This window comes from Burkholderia sp. KJ006 (genome assembly GCF_000262695.1).
Lineage (GTDB): Bacteria > Pseudomonadota > Gammaproteobacteria > Burkholderiales > Burkholderiaceae > Burkholderia > Burkholderia vietnamiensis.
In genome coordinates, this window is the sequence record NC_017921.1 from 1,143,300 (window position 1) to 1,162,262 (window position 18,963).

The window sequence follows — 18,963 nt, forward strand, 5'->3', positions numbered from 1 at the left end:
CCGCCCCGATGCACCCGAAGGGTCGGGCCAGCCCGTTGCAGGGCCGTGGTGGGGCGCCTGACGCGCCGGAGGCACTGCCCCAAGAGCCGGACCATGCCCCTGGATAACGATTCAGACCCGGCGCGCGCAGTTGTGACCCCGCCCCACCTACTCACAAAATTGAACGATCTTTATGCACTCATGCGCTCGGCGCTCGGCACCGCTTGGCGCGGGCCGCGCGACGATCGGCTAGCTGATTCTTCTATGCATTTTTATGCGCTCTGGTTATGCAGTCTCAGCATTTCTCAGCCGTATGCGCCCGTGCGCTACGACAAAGAAGTGTTTGAATGTCTGCTCCCTGGAATCGTCATTGCCTCCTACCGGTTGGAAATATCTGTCTTAATGATCGTTTTCCATTATTTGGGAGCGAGAATTCGACCCGTAGACTGTCGTTACGTCCAGCCTCGTGCTTGAGTACGGACAGCTTCTTACGCCGGTCACGGTCCCCCTGTGGCCGGTTTTTTTTGCGCCATTTGTCGGGCGAAAGAGGCACACTGGGGTTCCTCGCAAGGGGCGCGCGCGCAGCATCGTAATTCCCTCCCCGCCTGCGGGCTTCGCTTGTGGGGGCACATTTAATGCACCTCTCATGCGACGCTCTGGCCCATCTGCCGTGGGGTTCTTATCGATTTCGAGCGCACCGCACTCATGCATTTTGATGCGTGTCGGTGCGAATTAGTGAAGGGAGCCTTTAGCGGCAACACAGAAGAGACCGAACTGGATGGTGCGGCATTCTGGGGACCCAATCCTCGCGCACCCAACGGCTCGTTCGACGACCATCCCGCTTTCGGTGTCGGGTTGACCGACACCGTACGATCGACGCTTTACTGAACCCCCATCGCCAGATCGCACTCGGCAATGATGTAGTCGGGCACTGAGTCGTACCTGTGCGGGTTTAGCTGCATGATGTATTCGTTTTCGATATGGAATGATTCGTTGATGTATTTTTTTACAATGTCATTATCGTGATTGTCGTTATTTACGATGCGAAATAGCTGTAACTTCTCATATCCGTTCTTTGCGCTAGTGTACGCCTTCTTCATTACCTCCGCATCAAGCACCCATGACAGCAGCTTCTGATACTCGAATGACGGTAGCTTGATTTGAATCGCGGCTGTTGCCCCAGCTATTTCGGCCTCGGTCATGGCCCGTTTGCCTTCGTTTTCTTTGACCGTAGGAGTAGCTTCCTTGTGTAGGAGACTTGAGATCAACTGATACTCGAGGCCCTTATTGTCTACTATCTCATAGTGTCTTCGAAGATAGATGCTTTTGATGACATCGTTGTCGAGCGACTTGATATTCTCATCGCAAATTTGAGCGAAAGTGAGTAGATCACTTTTCTTTACATCGAGTTCGGTCACGATTCCCGTCTTTGAACTTAGAAAACTTGCTACCGGTGTTGGCTGAAATGTATGGCTTAGACTCTTAACCATATCGATAACTGGTTCAATGTCATGCGTTAGCATCAGTACAGTCTTATCCCGAAGACTGTCCTTGCCTCGAAATAGCATCTCTAAAATCGCAAACTTTTTATTTTTGTCAAAAGAGGATATCGGATCATCGAGAACGATAAGATCCGGATGCTTCATGAGGCATTCGTACATGAAAAGGACAATTGAAAAAGCATTTCTCTCGCCGTAGCTTAAATGACGAGAGCCATTCGTGATGTGCTCGGAAAACTCAAGATGTTTCAGTTTCATCTTGTATGATTCCGCCTCTGCTTGAATATCAACTACGTATTTGTAGCCGGCGTAGCGCAGGAAACTGTTGATGTCAGACTTATGTTTATTAATTGTGGTTTCAATGCTCTTTTTTTGCTTGTTGATTTCGCCTTGTAATTGACCTGCTTTGGTCAAAACTGACTCTAAGGATTCGTTAACTAGGTGAACTATCGCTCTTGACTCTTCCGAGTCCAGTGCGCTCATCAGATTTATATCGATTTTCAGAGATGCGATTCGCTTCTGAATTTCGTCGACGTCACGCAATGAGAAGAATGATATAGTTTTCAGGTCCTGCAATTTCTCACGTAATGTGTCGATTTGAAGTTTAAGGTTGGTCAGGTACGATATTTCCTCTTTCTTTAATTCCGTCTTATTGCTAAGGATTTTGTTGATATTTTCGAAGGTTTCCTTGCTGAAGTATTTCCCTAGTCTGCCGACCACTGCCAACAAGGCGATCAGGTGTTCGATTGACTTGGCTTCATACTCCTTGCTTACGGCAAGTATGGTTTCTTTCTTCTCCCCTGTTGGGGATGCGCAGTAGGGGCATTCGGAAGCAAGTTCAAGAAATTCGTTGCCTTTGATTTGCCAGCCGATCCATTTAACATTTGCTTCGCTTTTTATAAAGCTGGTATACGGTGCCAGATTGTCCGGTATGTGTTCAAGTTTGTTGCCGCTGCCAATGGCCTTTGAAATTCGTCCGGCCTTGGAAAATCCTGCTTGAGATTTTCCGAAATCTTCGCTTAGCTCAGTAAGATCTTTGAGGACCTGCTCTATGTTTGCATTTTTCGCAAACGTCATTTTTATTTCGGATATAAGGGCATCAATAGCATCCATCTTTTTTTTATAGTCTGAATTTTTGATAAAGATGTCGAAGCTATTTTTTACAACTTCGTCTTGCATGAATACAAACTGGTCAACGTATTCTTCGTTGAATACGAAAACCGTCTTAAATTGATCGGCGCCGCTCACTTTCGGAACCACTGCGGCATCAGCTTCTTTCCCCCTATGTTTGAACGGTGTCAGTTGCATGAGGCCGGCGTCGTTTAGCGCGGAAAGCTCAATGGCTTTTGCGATAGTGCTTTTGCCAGTTCCATTGGGACCGTACTTGATGTTCAGTCTGCCAACGACAAGCGAAATTTTGGCGCTATCGATGCTGTTGCAATTTTCGATTGTAATTTCCATTTTTAGCTCAACAGAGGCATGGGTTCTAGTGATGCATTCATGGAAATCCTCCGCAGTAATGGAACTCCAAGGAGCCACTTGGCGGAGGGCGATTCGGGGCTTTGAGCGAAGGGAACGCGTTGCCGAACAGACACAGCGTGGTGGGCGGGTACACCGCCCGCGATCTAGTCGACAATGGCTATGCGTTGATCCCACGAACTGTGGCGTCCTGAGGGGATTGGACGGCGTCCTGGAAACGACTGTGTGAGGACAACAAGGTGCGCAATTTGACTGAGGTCGAAGCGGCGCCAATTGGGGATGCCGCCGTTGCTGCTTTGTCCGCCAGTCTGGTAGACGAGCAATTGCTTAGACCCGTTTGTGACGCCGAGGACATGAGGCTCGCCAATTCGGTGAAGACCGTTATAGAAAAATTCTATTAGATTCTTATCGTCAATTGCCTTGATTATTATGCTTTCCATACAGCCCCCGCTTGTAGCCAACCTTCTGTCAATCGCAGCCTCGTAGTAGGCGATCTTTGTTATCGCCATATCTTCGTTTAATGTAGGCGGTAAACATGGATGAATCCAGAACCTACCGATGTGTTTTCGGGGAACACGGCAAGATTTGCCACCGGACCATGTCGGTGCGCGCGTCCGAGGCTGATGATTTGATCCGCGTGCCCAGGTACTGGACAAAGTATTTGCTTTCCCGTGGGCGTTAAGCTTGGCGCTCGGGCGGTTGCTTGGCGCGAGTCCATCGTGGACGACTGGATTCGTGCACTCGGATAGGCGGCATTCAACCTGTTTGAGTGCTGTCGCCCCAAGCAGTTCGGCGTTTCCAATTCAGCCCCGAGCCCCGTCAGCTAAGCCTCCGGGAACCGCAGGTGCGAATATTTTGGAAACGCAATAAGCTTCTATCTATCTGATATTTAGGGAAATTGCTGAGGCTTTGTAATCAACCGCGAAGCGGCCTGCCTGAGTAGTTGATCGAACGGATGTTACGTCGTCGGCGCGGTGAAATACTCGTCTAACTTGCATTGGAAATCCGACTGGGATCCGCGTAAGTTGGCGCTCAAATTTTCCGCGAAATGTTAGAAACAATGTTGTAAGTGATTGATATTTCGATGTATTGCATCCGCAAGCTGCGGAGCTTTGCCGAGGTGGCGTTCCAGTAACCTCACGTCGCAGCGCAGTTGCGCGTGCAACGACGAAGGCCGCATGCGAACCGTGGTTCGCATGCGGCCTTCTTGTTGGTGCGTTACACGGCGCGATCAGCGCGCCGCGCGGATGCTCAGCACTCGCCCTTCTTCGCGTGTCCCGGCGGGCAGTGATAGCCGCCGCGCGGTTCGTGCCGGTAGCCGCGTTCGTGGTCTTCCCATTCACGGCGCTCCCAGTAGCGACGGCCGTCCCAATAGCGGTCGCCGTGCCAGCCGACGATCACCGCAGGCGCGGGGGCGACGATCACCGGCGCCGCGGTGCCGATGTTCACGTCGACGTTGACGGCGTGGGCGAGGCCGGACACCGTGAGACCGAGGCCGGCGAGAGAAAGGGCGAGCAGCGTGGGTTTCATGTTGTTTTCCGTGATGTCGTGATCAGATGCCGGTGCGACGCGATGGACGCGAGGGGGAATCGTTTCCACCGGGGGGACGCCGCGCCGACGAGATGCAGTGTGCTGGCGCGCGACGAAAAATGCGAGCCGCGTTTGTAACGGCTGATTGGCGCCGGGCGCGGCCGTGTCGGCCACCACGTTCGGCGCGATTTGACAATGAAGGTTCACGGCCAAGCAACGTCGTGCGACGTTGCGCGCGAATTTGACATTCGACCGCACGCGGCCGCGCGGCGCCGATTAATGCGAGGTTACAAAATGACACGCGGCAGGCAGCGCAATCGCGCCGCCTGCCGCGTGTGGACCGCGCGCTGCCGGCAATGCGCCGGCAGCGGCATCGTCCCGGTTACAGATAGAACATGCGGTCTTCTTCGGGGCGCGGCGGTTCGTCGTCGCCTTCCGGGCCTTCTTCTTCGCCGCTGTCCTCGTAGAAGGCGAGCACGGCGTCGAGCACCTGGTCGGGATCGTCGATCACCTGCATCAGGTCCATGTCTTCGGGATTGATCAGGCCCATCGGAATCAGCTGGTCGCGGAACCACTGCAGCAGCCCCTTCCAGAACTCGCTGCCGACGAGGATGATCGGCACGAGCCGCGACTTCTTCGTTTGGATCAGCGTGAGCACTTCGGACAGTTCGTCGAGCGTGCCGAAGCCGCCCGGCATCACGATCACCGCGTCGGAGTTCTTGACGAACGTGACCTTGCGCGTGAAGAAGTGGCGAAAGCGCAGCGAGATGTCCTGGTAATGGTTGCCGGCCTGCTCATGCGGCAATTCGATGTTCAGGCCGACCGACGGCGCCTTGCCGGCGTGCGCGCCCTTGTTCGCCGCTTCCATGATGCCGGGGCCGCCGCCGGAGATCACCGCGAAGCCGGCGTCGGACAGTTTGCGGGCGATTTGCGCGGCGAGCTTGTAGTGCGGCGTGTCGGGCTTGAGGCGGGCAGAACCGTAGATGCTGACGGCCGGACGGATCTCCGACAGGTACTCGGTTGCCTCGATAAACTCTGCCATAATCGTGAACATCTGCCACGATGCGCGCGCCTTCTTGGCCGTCGCGCGTTCTTGATCTGCGAGCGAACGCAGACTCGGAATCACTTTTCTCTTGTTCATAATGCCTGAAGAACGAAATCTGGAAGGTAAGACCCTGCTATTGGTTGACGGTTCGAGCTATCTGTATCGGGCTTACCATGCGATGCCTGATCTGCGTGGCCCTGGCGGGGAGCCGACCGGAGCGCTCTACGGAATCATCAACATGCTGCGCCGTATGCGCAAGGAAGTCAGTGCAGAGTATAGCGCTTGCGTGTTCGATGCAAAGGGCAAGACGTTCCGCGACGACCTTTATGCCGACTATAAGGCAAACCGTCCGTCGATGCCGCCCGATCTCGCGTTGCAGGTCGAGCCGATTCACGGCGCGGTGCGCGCGCTCGGCTGGCCGCTGCTGATGGTCGAGGGCGTCGAGGCCGACGACGTGATCGGCACGCTCGCGCGCGAGGCCGAGCAGCGCGGCATGAACGTGATCGTGTCGACCGGCGACAAGGATCTCGCACAGCTCGTGACCGAGCGCGTCACGCTCGTCAACACGATGACGAACGAGACGCTCGATCGCGACGGCGTGATCGCGAAGTTCGGCGTGCCGCCCGAGCGCATCATCGATTACCTCGCGCTGATCGGCGACACCGTCGACAACGTGCCGGGCGTCGAGAAGTGCGGGCCGAAGACGGCCGTGAAGTGGCTGTCGCAATACGACAGCCTCGACGGCGTGATCGAGCACGCAGGCGAGATCAAGGGCGTGGTCGGCGACAACCTGCGCCGCGCGCTCGACTTCCTGCCGCTCGGCCGCAAGCTCGTGACCGTCGACACGGCCTGCGATCTCGCACCGCATCTCGAATCGATCGAGGCGTCGCTGAAGACCGACGGCGAAGCACGCGACCTGCTGCGCGACATCTTCGCGCGTTACGGCTTCAAGACATGGCTGCGCGAGGTCGACAGCGCACCGCCGGAAGGCGGCGGCGCCGACGCGCGCGACGGCGAGCCGGCGCCGGTGGTCTCAACCGACATCGTGCGCGAGTACGAGACGATCCAGACCTGGGCGCAATTCGACGCGTGGTTCGCGAAGATCGATGCAGCCGCACTGACGGCGTTCGACACCGAAACCACGTCGCTCGATCCGATGACCGCACGACTCGTCGGGCTGTCGTTTTCGGTCGAGCCGGGCAAGGCCGCGTATCTGCCGGTCGCGCATCGCGGGCCCGATCTGCCCGAGCAACTGCCGCTCGACGACGTGCTCGCGCGCCTGAAGCCGTGGCTCGAAGCGGCCGACCGCAAGAAGGTCGGCCAGCATCTGAAGTACGACGCGCAGGTGCTCGCGAACTACGACATCGCGCTGAACGGCATCGAGCACGACACGCTGCTCGAGTCGTACGTGCTCGAATCGCACCGCACGCACGACATGGACAGCCTCGCGCTGCGCCATCTGGGCGTCAAGACGATCAAGTATGAAGACGTCGCAGGCAAGGGCGCGAAGCAGATCGGCTTCGACGAGGTGGCGCTCGACCAGGCCGCCGCGTACGCGGCCGAAGACGCCGACATCACGCTGCAGCTGCATCACGTGCTCTATCCGCAGATCGCACGCGAAGCGGGCCTCGAGCGCGTGTATCGCGAGATCGAGATGCCGGTGTCGCTGGTGCTGCGCAAGATGGAGCGCACCGGCGTGCTGATCGACGACGCGCTGTTGCACGCGCAAAGCAACGAGATCGCGACGCGGCTCATCGAGCTCGAAGGGCAGGCGTACGAGCTGGCCGGCGGCGAATTCAATCTCGGCTCGCCGAAGCAGATCGGCCAGATCTTCTTCGAGAAGCTGCAGTTGCCGGTCGTGAAGAAGACGCCGAGCGGCGCGCCGTCCACCGACGAAGAAGTGCTGCAGAAGCTCGCCGAGGATTACCCGCTGCCGAAGCTGCTGCTCGAGCATCGCGGGCTGTCGAAGCTGAAGTCGACCTACACCGACAAGCTGCCGCGCATGGTGAACCCCGCCACAGGCCGCGTACACACGAACTATGCGCAGGCCGTGGCGGTCACCGGCCGGCTCGCGTCGAACGAGCCGAACCTGCAGAACATCCCCGTGCGCACGGCCGAAGGCCGGCGCATTCGCGAAGCGTTCATCGCGTCGCCGGGCCATCGGATCGTGTCGGCCGACTATTCGCAGATCGAATTGCGGATCATGGCGCACATCTCCGGCGATGCGTCGTTGCTGCGCGCGTTCGCGCACGGCGAGGACATCCACCGCGCGACCGCGGCCGAAGTGTTCGGCGTGACGCCGCTCGAGGTGAATTCGGATCAGCGCCGCATCGCGAAGGTGATCAACTTCGGGTTGATCTACGGGATGAGCGCGTTCGGACTCGCATCGAATCTCGGCATCACGCGCGATGCGGCGAAGCTGTACATCGACCGCTATTTCGCGCGCTACCCGGGGGTCGCGCAGTACATGGAAGACACCCGTGCGGCGGCGAAGGACCAGGGCTATGTCGAAACGGTGTTCGGCCGTCGCCTGTGGCTGCCGGAAATCAACGGCGGCAACGGGCCGCGCCGGCAGGCGGCCGAGCGTGCCGCAATCAATGCACCGATGCAGGGCACGGCAGCCGATCTGATCAAGCTGTCGATGATCGCGGTCGACGACTGGCTCACGCGCGACCGGCTTGCATCGCGCATGATCATGCAGGTGCACGATGAACTGGTGCTCGAGGTGCCCGACGACGAGCTGTCGCTGGTGCGCGAGAAGCTGCCCGAAATGATGTGCGGCGTCGCGAAGCTGAAGGTGCCGCTGGTCGCGGAAGTCGGCGCCGGCGCGAACTGGGAAGAGGCCCACTGACGCATCGCGCGATTCCCGCTCCCTTCGGCATATTGTTGCGGGGATGCTGAATATCGAGATGGTTTGCTTGTGATCGACGCGCAAGCTCCGGACAATGCAGATCAGCAATTGATTGTTTCGGGGCTGCGCGCCCCGCGTTCCCTGGCTTGGACGCATCGGAGTGTGTTTCGAACTGCACATCGATGGTGTCCGAACCGGTTAATCCAGCGGGCGGCGCGAAGGCATCGCGTCTGCCTCGTCCGGCGGCAGCAGTGTCGAATCGCAAAGGGGGAATCGGATGCATCGGATCATCATCGTAGGCGGAGGCGCGGGCGGCCTCGAACTGGCGACCCGGCTCGGCGATCGTTACGGTGCGAGCGGCAATCGTCCCGCGCGTGCGCTCGTCACGCTCGTCGACCGCAATCCGACTCACATCTGGAAGCCGTTGCTGCACGAGGTCGCGGCCGGCAGCATGGACCCGTTCACGCAGGAGCTCGAATATGCGGCGCAGGCGCGCTGGCATGGCTTCGAGTTTCAGCAGGGCGAGCTGACCGCGCTCGATCGCACCGCGAAGCGCATCGCGCTGGCGCCGGTCAACGACAGCGACGGCGCGGAACTGCTGCCCGCGCGCAATCTGGAATATGACACGCTGGTGGTCGCGATCGGCAGCACGACGCACTTCTTCGGCGTGCAGGGCGCGGCGGAAAACGCGATCGCGCTCGATACGGTCGGCGAAGCCGAGCGCTTCCGCAAGCGCCTGATTGCTGCGTGCATGCGCGCCGAGCACCAGGCACCGGCTGAGCCCGCACCGGGCGCGGCCGCCGAGCCGCGCATCCAGGTCGTGATCGTCGGCGGCGGGGCGACGGGCGTCGAGTTGTCGGCCGAACTGCGCAACACCGCGCAGGTGCTGTCCGTGTATGGGCTGCACAAGCTCGATCCGCGGCATGACGTCGGCATCGTGCTGATCGAATCGGGCCCGCGCATTCTCCCCGCGCTGCAGGAGCGCGTGTCGTCGGCGACGGCCGAGCTGCTCGAGAAGCTCGGCGTTCGCCTGATGCTGGCCGAGCGCGTGACCGAAGTCGCGCCGGGATTCGTGCACACCGCGAGCGGCAAGGCCGTGCGCGCCGACCTCACGGTGTGGGCGGCCGGCATCAAGGCGCCGGCCGTGCTCGGGCAGCTGGACGGCCTGCAGGTCAACAAGCTCGGCCAGCTCGACGTGCGCCGTACGCTGCAGACCGTCATCGACGACAACGTGTTCGCACTCGGCGACTGCGCGGCATGCGCATGGCCCGGCCACGAACGCAACGTGCCGCCGCGCGCGCAGGCCGCGCATCAGCAGGCGAGCTTCCTGCTGAAGGCGATCGGATGCCGGCTCGACGGCCGGCCGCTGCCCGAGTTCACGTATCGCGATTTCGGTTCGCTCGTGTCGCTCGGCCACTTCAGCGCGGTCGGCAACCTGATGGGCGGGTTGATCGGCGGCAACATGCTGATCGAAGGGCTGTTCGCGCGGTTCATGTACATGTCGTTGTACCGGCTGCACGTCGCGGCGCTGCACGGCTATCCGCGCATGGTGCTCGATACGGTCGCGCACTGGCTGCGGCGGACGACGCTGCCGCGTGTGAAGCTGCACTAGTCGCGCGGTGAATGCGGGCATCGAGCGGGCAGCGCGCGACCGGCTGCGTCGATGCCCGCGGCACGTGCGATTGCCGCGCTGCGAGGTCCGCCTCCGACCAGCCGCGCACGCATGACGACACGCCGTTTCATTCGCGCGACGCGGTGGGGCGCGCGCCCGCCGACGAGCGGGACAGCCGCGTCGGTAATCGAGTCTTACATCTCCGACAGTTGACGCGACAACGGATTATTGGGCATCTTGTGCGGGTTTCCGGTTGCGGCGGTGTGCCAGCCGCCGCGACATCCGCGTCGTTCGACGGCGCGACGCTCCGTCCGGCCGCGTTCGTGGCCATGACGGCGGCGTCCAATCGAGGAGTGCATTCATGTTGAAACCCGAAGTCGACAGCCTGGTCCCCCACGTTCCGTTCTCGCGCCGCAAGTTCATGCAGGCCGCGCTCGGCAGCGCCTTCGCGGCGGCCGTGCTGCCCGTGTCGGCGCAGACGATCACGACCGACAGCGCGGGGCTCGACGTCGACACGATCGAAATCCGTTCCGGCGATGCGAGCATCCCCGCGTATCGCGCGCAGCCGGTCGACAAGACGAATCTGCCGATCGTCATCGTGATCCACGAGATCTTCGGCGTGCATGCGCATATCGCCGATGTGTGCCGGCGCTTTGCGAAGCTCGGCTATCTCGCGATCGCGCCCGACCTGTTCGCGCGGCAGGGCAATGCGGCGAAGTATCCGACGATGAAGGATCTCTACGAGCACATCATCAGCAAGGTGCCCGACCGGCAGGTGACCGAGGATCTCGATGCGACCGTCGCGTGGGCCGGCAGGAACGGCGGCGATCCGGCGCGGCTCGGCGTGACGGGGTTCTGCTGGGGCGGCCGCCAGGCGTGGCTCTATGCGGAGCACAACCCGCACGTGCTCGCGGCGGTGGCGTGGTACGGCTTCGTCGAGGGCAAGACCGACGAGATGACGCCGTTCAATCCGGTCGATCATGCGTCGTTGCTGAAGGTGCCGGTGCTCGGCCTCTATGGCGAGAAGGACGCCAACATCACGCAGGCGTCGCTCGCCGACATGCGTAATGCGATCCAGACGAGCGATTCGAAGCGCGCGCGCCAGTCGGAGATCGTCGTGTATCCGGATGCCGGCCACGCGTTCTTCGCCGATTACCGGCCGAGCTACGTGAAGGCCGACGCCGAAGACGGGTGGAAACGCGCGATCGAGTGGTTCCAGAAGTACGGCGTGATGTAAGCGAACGGGCGGCGTCGGGAGCCGCCCGTTCGTCGTGCCGTGTCGGCGCTTACGGCGTGGGGCCGCTCGCGATCGGCCGCGCCGGATCGGCGCTCCATTCGCTCCACGAGCCCGGATACAGCGACGCGCCGTGCAGCCCCGCGATTTCGAGCGCGAGCGCGTTGTGGCATGCGGTCACGCCCGACCCGCATTGCAGGATCACGCTGTTCGGCTGGACGCCGGCCAGCAGGGCGGTGAACGTCTCGCGCAGCTCGTGGCCCGTCTTGAAGCGGCCGTCGGCGGCGAGATTGTCCTTGAAGAAGCGGTTGCGCGCGCCGGGAATATGGCCGCCGACACGATCGATCGTTTCGTTTTCGCCGCGATAGCGGTCCGGTGCCCGAGCGTCGATCACGATCCGCGCGCCCGACGCGATGTTCGCGAGCACGGCCGCCGCATCGACGGTCGACTCGAGCGGCGCGGCCGCGCGGAAGTCGCCGGCAGCCGGATGCTGCACGTCCGTCGTCAGCGGCTGGCCGGACGCCTCCCATGCCTGCAGACCGCCGTCGAGCACCGCCACGGAGTCGTGCCCGAGCCAGCGCAGCAACCACCACAGGCGCGCCGCATAGGCGCCGCCGTGCGCGTCATACGCAACCACCTGCTGGCCCTGCTTGACGCCGCGGCTGGCCATCAGCGAGGCCAGTGCGTCGCGGCTCGGCAGCGGATGGCGGCCGTTGGTGCCGGTCTTGCGCCCGGACAGGTCGCGATCGAGGTGCAGATACTGTGCGCCGGGAATATGGCCGGCTGCGTAAGCGGCTTCGCCCGCTGCCGGATCGGCGAGATCGAAGCGGCAGTCGAACACGGCGACGCTGCCCGGTGCCGCGGCCAGCCGCTCGGCGAGATTGGCGGCGGAGATGAGCGTGGTGTAGTGAGTGTGTGGCATGACGGCTCCCTGGAGTGCGAACGGCCCGATACCCGAAGTCTAAACAAAAAAAGACGGGCCGAAGCCCGTCTTTTCATGATGCCGGATGCGTTGCGCGGCCGGCCGTCGCGTGGGCGATCAGAGATCGCCGAGATGGCGGCGCAGGAACTCGTGGAAGTGCTGCATGCCGTCTTCCATCGGGCTCTGATACGGGCCGACCTGCGATTCGCCGCGCGCCATCAGCGCACGACGGCCCGCGTCCATCCGCATGGCGATTTCATCGTCCTCGACGGCCGTTTCCATATATGCGGCGCGCTCCGCCTCGACGAATTCGCGCTCGAACAGTGCGATTTCCTCGGGGTAATAGAACTCGACGATGTTGGTCGTCTTCTGCGGGCCGCGCGGAATCAGCCACGACACCACCAGCACGTGCGGATACCACTCGATCATCAGGCCCGGGTAATAGACCATCCAGATCGCCCCGAACTCCGGCGGTACGCCGTTGCGGAACTTGAGCACCTGCTCGTGCCACTTCTGGTAAGTCGCGCTGCCCGGCTTCGCGAGCGCGTTGTGCACGCCGACCGTCTGCACGCTGTACCATTCGCCGAACTCCCATTTGAGATCGTCGCACGACACGAAGCTGCCGAGGCCCGGGTGGAACGGGACGACGTGGTAGTCCTCGAGGTAGACCTCGATGAACGTCTTCCAGTTGTAATCGCACTCGTGCACTTCGACGTGATCGAACTGATATTCGGCGAAGTCGAAATGATGTTTCGTGCCGAGATTCGCGAGATCGCGCGCGACGTTGCGGCCTTCGGCCTCGAACAGTAGCCCCTGCCAGTTCTGCAGCGGGCTCTTGCCGAGGTTCAGGCACGGCTTGTCGGGGAAGTGCGGCGCGCCGAGCAGCCGGCCGTCCAGGTCGTAAGTCCAGCGGTGCAGCGGGCATACGATGTTCTGGGTGCGGCCGCGCCCATTGAGCATGATCGCCTGACGGTGACGGCAGACGTTCGACAGCAGCTCGACCTGGTTCGCCTGATTGCGTACCAGCACGCGGCCTTCCTGTTCGGAAGGCAGCGCAAAATAATCCCCCGCTTCGGGCACCATCAACTCGTGCCCGATGTAACGAGGTCCTTTCTTGAAGAGGGTTTCGATCTCGCGCTCAAGCAGCGCCTCATCGAAGTAAGCAGTGACTGGAAGCTGGCTATGAGCCGACTTCAACTGAAGCGCATCGCTCAGATTGGACATTCCCACTCCCGGTGATAGCGTGAAAGCAGTGAACAACCCAACCATCGAAAAATCGATTTAGGGAAACGGGGAATTATACCCGGATCCCCTCGTAAGGCCAGGATTAAGTGCCTGATTTGTGTCAATTTTTTGTCGGGCGTTGATGGGCCCGCGCATGGTCGGCGCCCGATACGGGGTCGCATGTGGGGCCGGGTACCCACGTCGGCAGGTCGGAAATTTCTCTTTTGCCGTAGAATGTCCGACTTGTTTTGCAATTTGACACCCTCGTCCATGGCGAAAACCGCATCCCCCGGCGACACCGCGGCCGGTAACGGCACCGAACCGTTGCCGGACAAGTACGAAACGGCGCTGGCGGAACTCGAATCGCTGGTTGCCCGGATGGAAGGCGGCGCGTTGAGCCTCGAGGATTCGCTTGCCGCGTATCGCCGCGGCGCGGCCCTCGTTGCGTTTTGCCAACAGCAGCTCGAGAAAGTGGAGCAACAGGTCCGCGTGCTCGACGGCGCGACGCTGAAGCCGCTTTCCTCCGGAACGGCCGCCACGGACGGCGACGACGACGATCTATGACATTCGAACAATGGATGCGGTCCGTACTTGACCGTGTCGAGGACGCACTCGGCCACTATTTGCCGGCCGACAACGTGGTGCCCACGCAACTCCACGAGGCGATGCGCTACGCGGTCCTCGGTGGGGGCAAACGCGTTCGCCCGCTGCTGTGCCATGCAGCGGGTGAGCTGACGGGCGCGACCGAAGCGGCGCGCAACGCGGCGGCGGCGGCGCTGGAGATGATCCACGTCTACTCGCTGGTGCACGACGACATGCCGTGCATGGACGACGACGCGCTGCGTCGCGGCAAGCCGACCGTGCACGTGCAGTACGACGAGCCGACGGCGCTGCTGGTCGGCGATGCGCTGCAGTCGCAGGCATTCGTCGCGCTGACGGACGCCGACGCGCTGTCGCCCGTGCAGCAGGCCGCGCTGGTGCGCGAGCTGGCGCTCGCGAGCGGCTCGATCGGCATGGCCGGCGGGCAGGCGATCGATCTGGCGAGCGTCGGCCTGAAGCTGACGCGCGAGCAGCTCGAGACGATGCACCGGATGAAGACCGGCGCGCTGTTGCGCGCCGCTGTGCGGATGGGCGCGCTGGCAGGCGAGACGCCGTCGGCGGATGCGATGGCCGCACTCGATGTGTACGCGGGGGCCGTGGGCCTGGCGTTCCAGGTCGTCGACGACATTCTCGACGTCACGACCGATTCGGCGACGCTCGGCAAGACGGCTGGCAAGGATGCAGCGAACGACAAGCCGACCTACGTATCGATCCTCGGCCTCGACGCATCGCGTGAGCTCGCAGCGCAGCTGCGCGCTGAAGCGCACGATGCGCTGAAACCGTTCGGCGCGCGCGCACAGCGTCTCGCCGAACTTGCCGACCTGGTAGTGAACCGGGTCAGCTGACGCGAAGCCCGCCGCTGCGCACACGCTACGGTGCGTGCAATAGAATGCGGGCGCGTTTGATTTCCTACAATGGAACGACGATGTACGACTTGCTGAAAACCATCGACGACCCGGCGGATCTGCGCCGCCTCGATCGTCGCCAACTGCAACCGCTCGCGGATGAACTGCGCGCGTTCGTGCTCGACAGCGTGTCGAAGACGGGCGGCCATCTGTCGTCCAACCTCGGGACGGTCGAGCTGACGATCGCGTTGCACTACGTGTTCAACACGCCGAACGACCGGATCGTCTGGGACGTGGGTCATCAGACCTACCCGCACAAGATCCTGACCGGCCGCCGCGACCAGATGCACACGCTGCGCCAGTACGACGGCATCTCGGGCTTCCCGCGCCGCAGCGAGTCCGAGTACGACACGTTCGGCACCGCGCATTCGAGCACGTCGATCTCGGCGGCGCTCGGGATGGCGATCGGCAGCCAGCTGAACGGCGACGACCGCTTCTCGATCGCGGTGATCGGCGACGGCGCGATGACGGCCGGCATGGCGTTCGAGGCGATGAACAACGCGGGCGTGTCGGAGGATGCGAAGCTGCTCGTGATCCTCAACGACAACGACATGTCGATTTCGCCGCCGGTCGGCGCGCTGAACCGCCATCTCGCACGCCTGATGTCGGGCCGCTTCTACGCGGCCGCGCGCGCGGGCGTCGAGCGCGTGCTGAGCGTGGCGCCGCCGGTGCTCGAGCTTGCGCGCAAGCTCGAGGAGCACGCGAAGGGCATGGTCGTGCCGGCCACGTTGTTCGAGGAATTCGGCTTCAACTACATCGGCCCGATCGACGGTCACGATCTCGATTCGCTGATCCCGACGCTGCAGAACATCCGCGAGCTGCGCGGTCCGCAGTTCCTGCACGTGGTCACGAAGAAAGGCCAGGGCTACAAGCTCGCCGAAGCCGATCCGGTGCTCTACCACGGCCCCGGCAAGTTCAATCCGGCCGAAGGCATCAAGCCGTCCGCCACGCCGGCGAAGAAGACCTACACGCAGGTGTTCGGCGAATGGCTGTGCGACGAAGCCGAGCGCGATTCACGCGTCGTCGGCATCACGCCGGCCATGCGCGAAGGCTCCGGCATGGTCGAGTTCGAGAAGCGCTTCAAGGATCGCTACTACGACGTCGGCATCGCCGAGCAGCACGCGGTGACGTTCGCTGGCGGGCTCGCGACCGAAGGGCTCAAGCCGGTCGTCGCGATCTACTCGACGTTCCTGCAGCGTGCGTACGACCAGCTGATCCACGACGTCGCGCTGCAGAACCTGCCGGTCGTGTTCGCGATCGACCGCGCGGGCCTCGTCGGCGCCGACGGTGCGACGCACGCGGGTGCATACGATCTCGCGTTCATGCGCTGCATCCCGAACATGACGATCATGGCCGCGTCCGACGAGAACGAATGCCGGCAGATGCTGCACACGGCGCTTCAGCAGCCGAACCCGACCGCCGTGCGCTATCCGCGCGGCTCGGGCACCGGCGTGGCGACGGTCAAGGAGTTCACCGCGCTTCCGATCGGCAAGGGCGAAGTGCGCCGCCGTTCGTCGCAGCCGGAAGGCAAGCGCGTCGCGATCCTCGCGTTCGGCACGATGGTCGCGCCGTCGCTCGCGGCGGCCGACGAACTCGACGCAACGGTCGCGAACATGCGCTTCGTGAAGCCGATCGACGCGGCGCTCGTGCGTGAGCTCGCCGAGACGCACGACTATCTCGTCACGGTCGAGGAAGGCTGCCTGATGGGTGGCGCAGGTTCCGCGTGCGTCGAAGCCCTGATGGAGAGTGGGGTTATCCGACCCGTACTACAATTGGGCCTCCCTGACCAGTTCATCGATCACGGCGACCCCGCGAAGCTGCTGTCGCAATGCGGCCTCGACAGCGCGGGCATCGCGAAGTCGATTCGCGAACGCTTCCTCAGCCCGGTAGCCGATCTCGCCGGCGAGGCGAAGCGCGTCGCATAAACTGGCGCAACCGGTCTTCACTGATGCGACAAACATGGGCCTGCGGGCCCATGTTGCTTTTGTGCTGCCGCATGACGCGGCGTGCGCGTCGTCGGACGCGCGGACAACAAGGATTGAACAAGATGAACCAGATGAACCCCGCCTTCGTGATGCCCGACGTGCAAAGCACGGTCGATACCCGTCAGATTCCGATTCAGCGCGTGGGCGTGAAGGCGGTCCGGCATCCGTTGACGGTCTGCACCGAGAGCGGCGACGTGCAGCCGAGCGTCGGTGTCTGGAACCTCGACGTTCGCCTGCCGGCCGATCAGAAGGGTACGCACATGTCGCGCTTCGTCGCGCTGCTCGAAGAGAACCGTGCGCCGCTGACGGTCGAGCGTTTTCGCGCGATGCTCGCGTCGATGCTGGAGAAGCTGGAGGCGCAGGCCGGCCGCATCGAAGTGACGTTTCCGTACTTCGTGAACAAGACGGCGCCGGTGTCGGGCGTGCAGAGCCTGCTCGACTATGAAGTCACGCTCGCGGGCGAAAGCCGCGACGGCCACACGCGCGTGTTTCTGAAGGTGCTGGTGCCGGTGACGAGCCTGTGCCCGTGCTCGAAGAAGATCTCGCAGTACGGTGCGCACAACCAGCGCTCGCACGTGACGATCGATGCCGAACTCGCGGGCGACCTGCCGGTCGAGGCGCTGATCCGCATCGCGGAGGAAGAGGCGTCGTGCGAGCTGTGGGGTTTGCTGAAGCGTCCGGACGAGAAGTTCGTCACGGAGCGCGCATACGAGAATCCGAAGTTCGTCGAGGATCTGGTGCGCGACGTTGCGCAGCGTCTCGATGCGGACGAGCGCGTGATCGCCTACGTGCTCGAAGCCGAGAACTTCGAATCGATCCACAATCACAGCGCATATGCGCTGATCGAGCGCGACAAGCGGCTCGCGGCGTAACGCCGGGTTGTCGGTATCGGTTCGCCAGTTCGCCGGTTCGTATCGGCGCTGAAATGAAAACAGGCTGCTCGCGATCGGGCAGCCTGTTTGTTTTTTGGCGTCTATCGGCGCGATGCGCCGGGCGTTGCGTGCGTCAGCGTGCGAGCGACGCGAGATCCCAGCGCGGTTTCACCGTGAACGCATAGTCGGTGTTCGCCTGCTCCGGCCAGCGGCCGAGCCGCAGCGCGCCGGCCAGCGCGATCATCGCGCCGTTGTCGGTGCACAGCGCGAGGTCGGGGTAGTGCACGTCGAAGCCGCGCTTCGCGGCCGCAGCCGACAGCGCCGCGCGCAACTGGCGGTTCGCCCCGACGCCGCCGGCCACCACCAGTCGCTTGAGCTTCGTCTGCTTCAGCGCAGCGAGCGACTTTGCGACGAGCACGTCGACCGCCGCGTCGACGAAGCCGCGTGCGAGGTCAGCCTTCGCGCGTTCGAGCGCGTCGCCTTCCAGCTTCGCTGCTTCGAATTTCTTCATCTGCGTGAGCACGGCCGTCTTCAGGCCGCTGAAGCTGAAATCGAGGTCGCCCGAATGCAGCATCGGGCGCGGCAGCACGACCGCGCCGGGCGTGCCGGTTTCCGCGAGCCGCGATACTTCCGGGCCGCCCGGATAGCCGAGGCCGATCAGCTTCGCCGTCTTGTCGAACGCTTCGCCGGCCGCGTCGTCGAGCGTCTCGCCGAGCGTTTCATACACGCCGACGTCGGTCACGCGCATCAGCTGCGTGTGGCCGCCCGACACCAGCAGCGCGATGAACGGGAACGGCGGCGGGGCGTCGACGAGCAGCGGCGACAGCAGATGGCCTTCGAGATGATGGATGCCGATCGTCGGCTTGTTCCATGCGAGCGCGAGCGCGTTCGCGATGCTCGCGCCGACCAGCAGCGCGCCGGCGAGGCCCGGCCCTTGCGTGAATGCGATCGCGTCGATGTCGTCGCGATGCGTGCCGCTCTGGGCCATCACTTCGTCGAGCAGCGGCAGCGCGCGGCGAATGTGGTCGCGCGATGCGAGCTCGGGCACGACGCCGCCGTATTCGCGGTGCATCGCGATCTGCGAATGGAGCGCGTGTGCGAGCAGGCCGCGCTGCGTGTCGTAGAGCGCGAGGCCGGTTTCGTCGCAGGAGCTTTCGATGCCGAGAACGAGCATGGGTCGGGAAGGCGCGTGCCGTAGCGGCGCGCAGCGGGAGGTCAACGTAACC

14 protein-coding genes are annotated in these 18,963 nt (G+C 62.4%); 8 read left to right on the plus strand and 6 right to left on the minus strand.

The annotated features are described in order from the left end of the window. Positions 1-860: 860 nt before the first annotated feature. Complete coding sequence (locus tag MYA_RS19210; protein WP_041494096.1) at positions 861-2,939, minus strand: AAA family ATPase; 2,079 nt, start codon at positions 2,937-2,939, stop codon at positions 861-863. A gap of 689 nt (positions 2,940-3,628) precedes the next feature. Here MYA_RS19210 and MYA_RS30080 point away from each other — a divergent pair. Next, positions 3,629-3,706, plus strand: coding sequence for an AlpA family phage regulatory protein (locus MYA_RS30080; protein WP_238539606.1), 78 nt, complete (start codon positions 3,629-3,631; stop codon positions 3,704-3,706). A 502-nt stretch (positions 3,707-4,208) separates the two neighbouring features. On the opposite strand, the gene MYA_RS32445 is transcribed toward MYA_RS30080, so the two are convergent. Next, positions 4,209-4,487: a hypothetical protein gene (locus tag MYA_RS32445; RefSeq protein ID WP_011881578.1), complete on the minus strand. Its 279-nt coding sequence runs from the start codon at positions 4,485-4,487 to the stop codon at positions 4,209-4,211. Between the two features lie 382 nt (positions 4,488-4,869). Beyond that, entirely contained in the window at positions 4,870-5,628 is a 759-nt protein-coding gene (locus tag MYA_RS19220) for a TIGR00730 family Rossman fold protein (protein ID WP_011881579.1), read from the minus strand. Between the two features lies 1 nt (position 5,629). Here MYA_RS19220 and polA point away from each other — a divergent pair, with 1 nt between their 5' ends. The 3 genes from polA (at position 5,630) to MYA_RS19235 (ending at position 11,232) form a co-directional block, all read left to right on the plus strand. Further along, complete coding sequence (gene polA, locus MYA_RS19225; protein ID WP_034194991.1) at positions 5,630-8,383, plus strand: DNA polymerase I; 2,754 nt, start codon at positions 5,630-5,632, stop codon at positions 8,381-8,383. A gap of 277 nt (positions 8,384-8,660) precedes the next feature. Continuing rightward, positions 8,661-9,995 carry an NAD(P)/FAD-dependent oxidoreductase gene (locus tag MYA_RS19230; RefSeq protein ID WP_014724692.1) on the plus strand — a complete coding sequence of 445 codons (1,335 nt, stop codon included), beginning with the start codon at positions 8,661-8,663 and terminating at the stop codon, positions 9,993-9,995. 361 nt (positions 9,996-10,356) lie between these two features. Continuing rightward, a complete protein-coding gene (locus MYA_RS19235) occupies positions 10,357-11,232 on the plus strand; it encodes a dienelactone hydrolase family protein (protein WP_014724693.1) in 876 nt (291 codons plus the stop codon). A gap of 49 nt (positions 11,233-11,281) precedes the next feature. Here MYA_RS19235 and MYA_RS19240 read toward each other — a convergent pair whose 3' ends face one another. Both MYA_RS19240 and MYA_RS19245 read right to left on the minus strand, forming a co-directional pair. Next, positions 11,282-12,151 (minus strand): sulfurtransferase, encoded by an 870-nt coding sequence (locus tag MYA_RS19240; RefSeq protein WP_014724694.1) that lies wholly within the window; start codon positions 12,149-12,151, stop codon positions 11,282-11,284. Between the two features lie 117 nt (positions 12,152-12,268). After that, a complete protein-coding gene (locus MYA_RS19245; protein WP_014724695.1) occupies positions 12,269-13,375 on the minus strand; it encodes an aromatic ring-hydroxylating oxygenase subunit alpha in 1,107 nt (368 codons plus the stop codon). 270 nt (positions 13,376-13,645) lie between these two features. On the opposite strand from MYA_RS19245, the gene MYA_RS19250 reads away from it, so the two are divergent. The 4 genes from MYA_RS19250 to folE2 all read left to right on the plus strand — a co-directional run bounded on the left by MYA_RS19250 (position 13,646) and on the right by folE2 (position 17,737). Beyond that, on the plus strand, positions 13,646-13,939 hold the full coding sequence (locus MYA_RS19250) for an exodeoxyribonuclease VII small subunit (RefSeq protein ID WP_011881587.1): 294 nt from the start codon (positions 13,646-13,648) through the stop codon (positions 13,937-13,939). Continuing rightward, the gene (locus tag MYA_RS19255) at positions 13,936-14,820 is read left to right on the plus strand and encodes a polyprenyl synthetase family protein (protein ID WP_011881588.1); all 885 of its coding nucleotides are present in this window, start codon (positions 13,936-13,938) and stop codon (positions 14,818-14,820) included. The genes MYA_RS19250 and MYA_RS19255 overlap by 4 nt, the downstream gene beginning before the upstream one ends. 80 nt (positions 14,821-14,900) lie before the next feature. Next, complete coding sequence (gene dxs, locus MYA_RS19260; protein WP_014724697.1) at positions 14,901-16,805, plus strand: 1-deoxy-D-xylulose-5-phosphate synthase; 1,905 nt, start codon at positions 14,901-14,903, stop codon at positions 16,803-16,805. A gap of 122 nt (positions 16,806-16,927) precedes the next feature. Next, entirely contained in the window at positions 16,928-17,737 is an 810-nt protein-coding gene (gene folE2, locus MYA_RS19265; protein WP_011881590.1) for a GTP cyclohydrolase FolE2, read from the plus strand. A 133-nt stretch (positions 17,738-17,870) separates the two neighbouring features. Here the strand turns inward: folE2 and tsaD are convergent, their stop codons facing one another. Next, on the minus strand, positions 17,871-18,911 hold the full coding sequence (gene tsaD, locus MYA_RS19270) for a tRNA (adenosine(37)-N6)-threonylcarbamoyltransferase complex transferase subunit TsaD (protein ID WP_014724698.1): 1,041 nt from the start codon (positions 18,909-18,911) through the stop codon (positions 17,871-17,873). Positions 18,912-18,963: the final 52 nt, after the last annotated feature.

Coding starts and splice junctions, on each gene's coding strand:
- MYA_RS19235 (WP_014724693.1), top strand. CDS start 10,357: ATGTTGAAACCCGAAGTCGACAGCCTGGTCCCCCACGTTCCGTTCTCG.
- MYA_RS19240 (WP_014724694.1), bottom strand. CDS start 12,151: ATGCCACACACTCACTACACCACGCTCATCTCCGCCGCCAATCTCGCC.
- MYA_RS32445 (WP_011881578.1), bottom strand. CDS start 4,487: ATGAAACCCACGCTGCTCGCCCTTTCTCTCGCCGGCCTCGGTCTCACG.
- polA (WP_034194991.1), top strand. CDS start 5,630: ATGCCTGAAGAACGAAATCTGGAAGGTAAGACCCTGCTATTGGTTGAC.
- MYA_RS19255 (WP_011881588.1), top strand. CDS start 13,936: ATGACATTCGAACAATGGATGCGGTCCGTACTTGACCGTGTCGAGGAC.
- dxs (WP_014724697.1), top strand. CDS start 14,901: ATGTACGACTTGCTGAAAACCATCGACGACCCGGCGGATCTGCGCCGC.
- MYA_RS19210 (WP_041494096.1), bottom strand. CDS start 2,939: ATGGAAATTACAATCGAAAATTGCAACAGCATCGATAGCGCCAAAATT.
- tsaD (WP_014724698.1), bottom strand. CDS start 18,911: ATGCTCGTTCTCGGCATCGAAAGCTCCTGCGACGAAACCGGCCTCGCG.
- folE2 (WP_011881590.1), top strand. CDS start 16,928: ATGAACCAGATGAACCCCGCCTTCGTGATGCCCGACGTGCAAAGCACG.
- MYA_RS19250 (WP_011881587.1), top strand. CDS start 13,646: ATGGCGAAAACCGCATCCCCCGGCGACACCGCGGCCGGTAACGGCACC.
- MYA_RS19245 (WP_014724695.1), bottom strand. CDS start 13,375: ATGTCCAATCTGAGCGATGCGCTTCAGTTGAAGTCGGCTCATAGCCAG.
- MYA_RS19220 (WP_011881579.1), bottom strand. CDS start 5,628: ATGAACAAGAGAAAAGTGATTCCGAGTCTGCGTTCGCTCGCAGATCAA.
- MYA_RS19230 (WP_014724692.1), top strand. CDS start 8,661: ATGCATCGGATCATCATCGTAGGCGGAGGCGCGGGCGGCCTCGAACTG.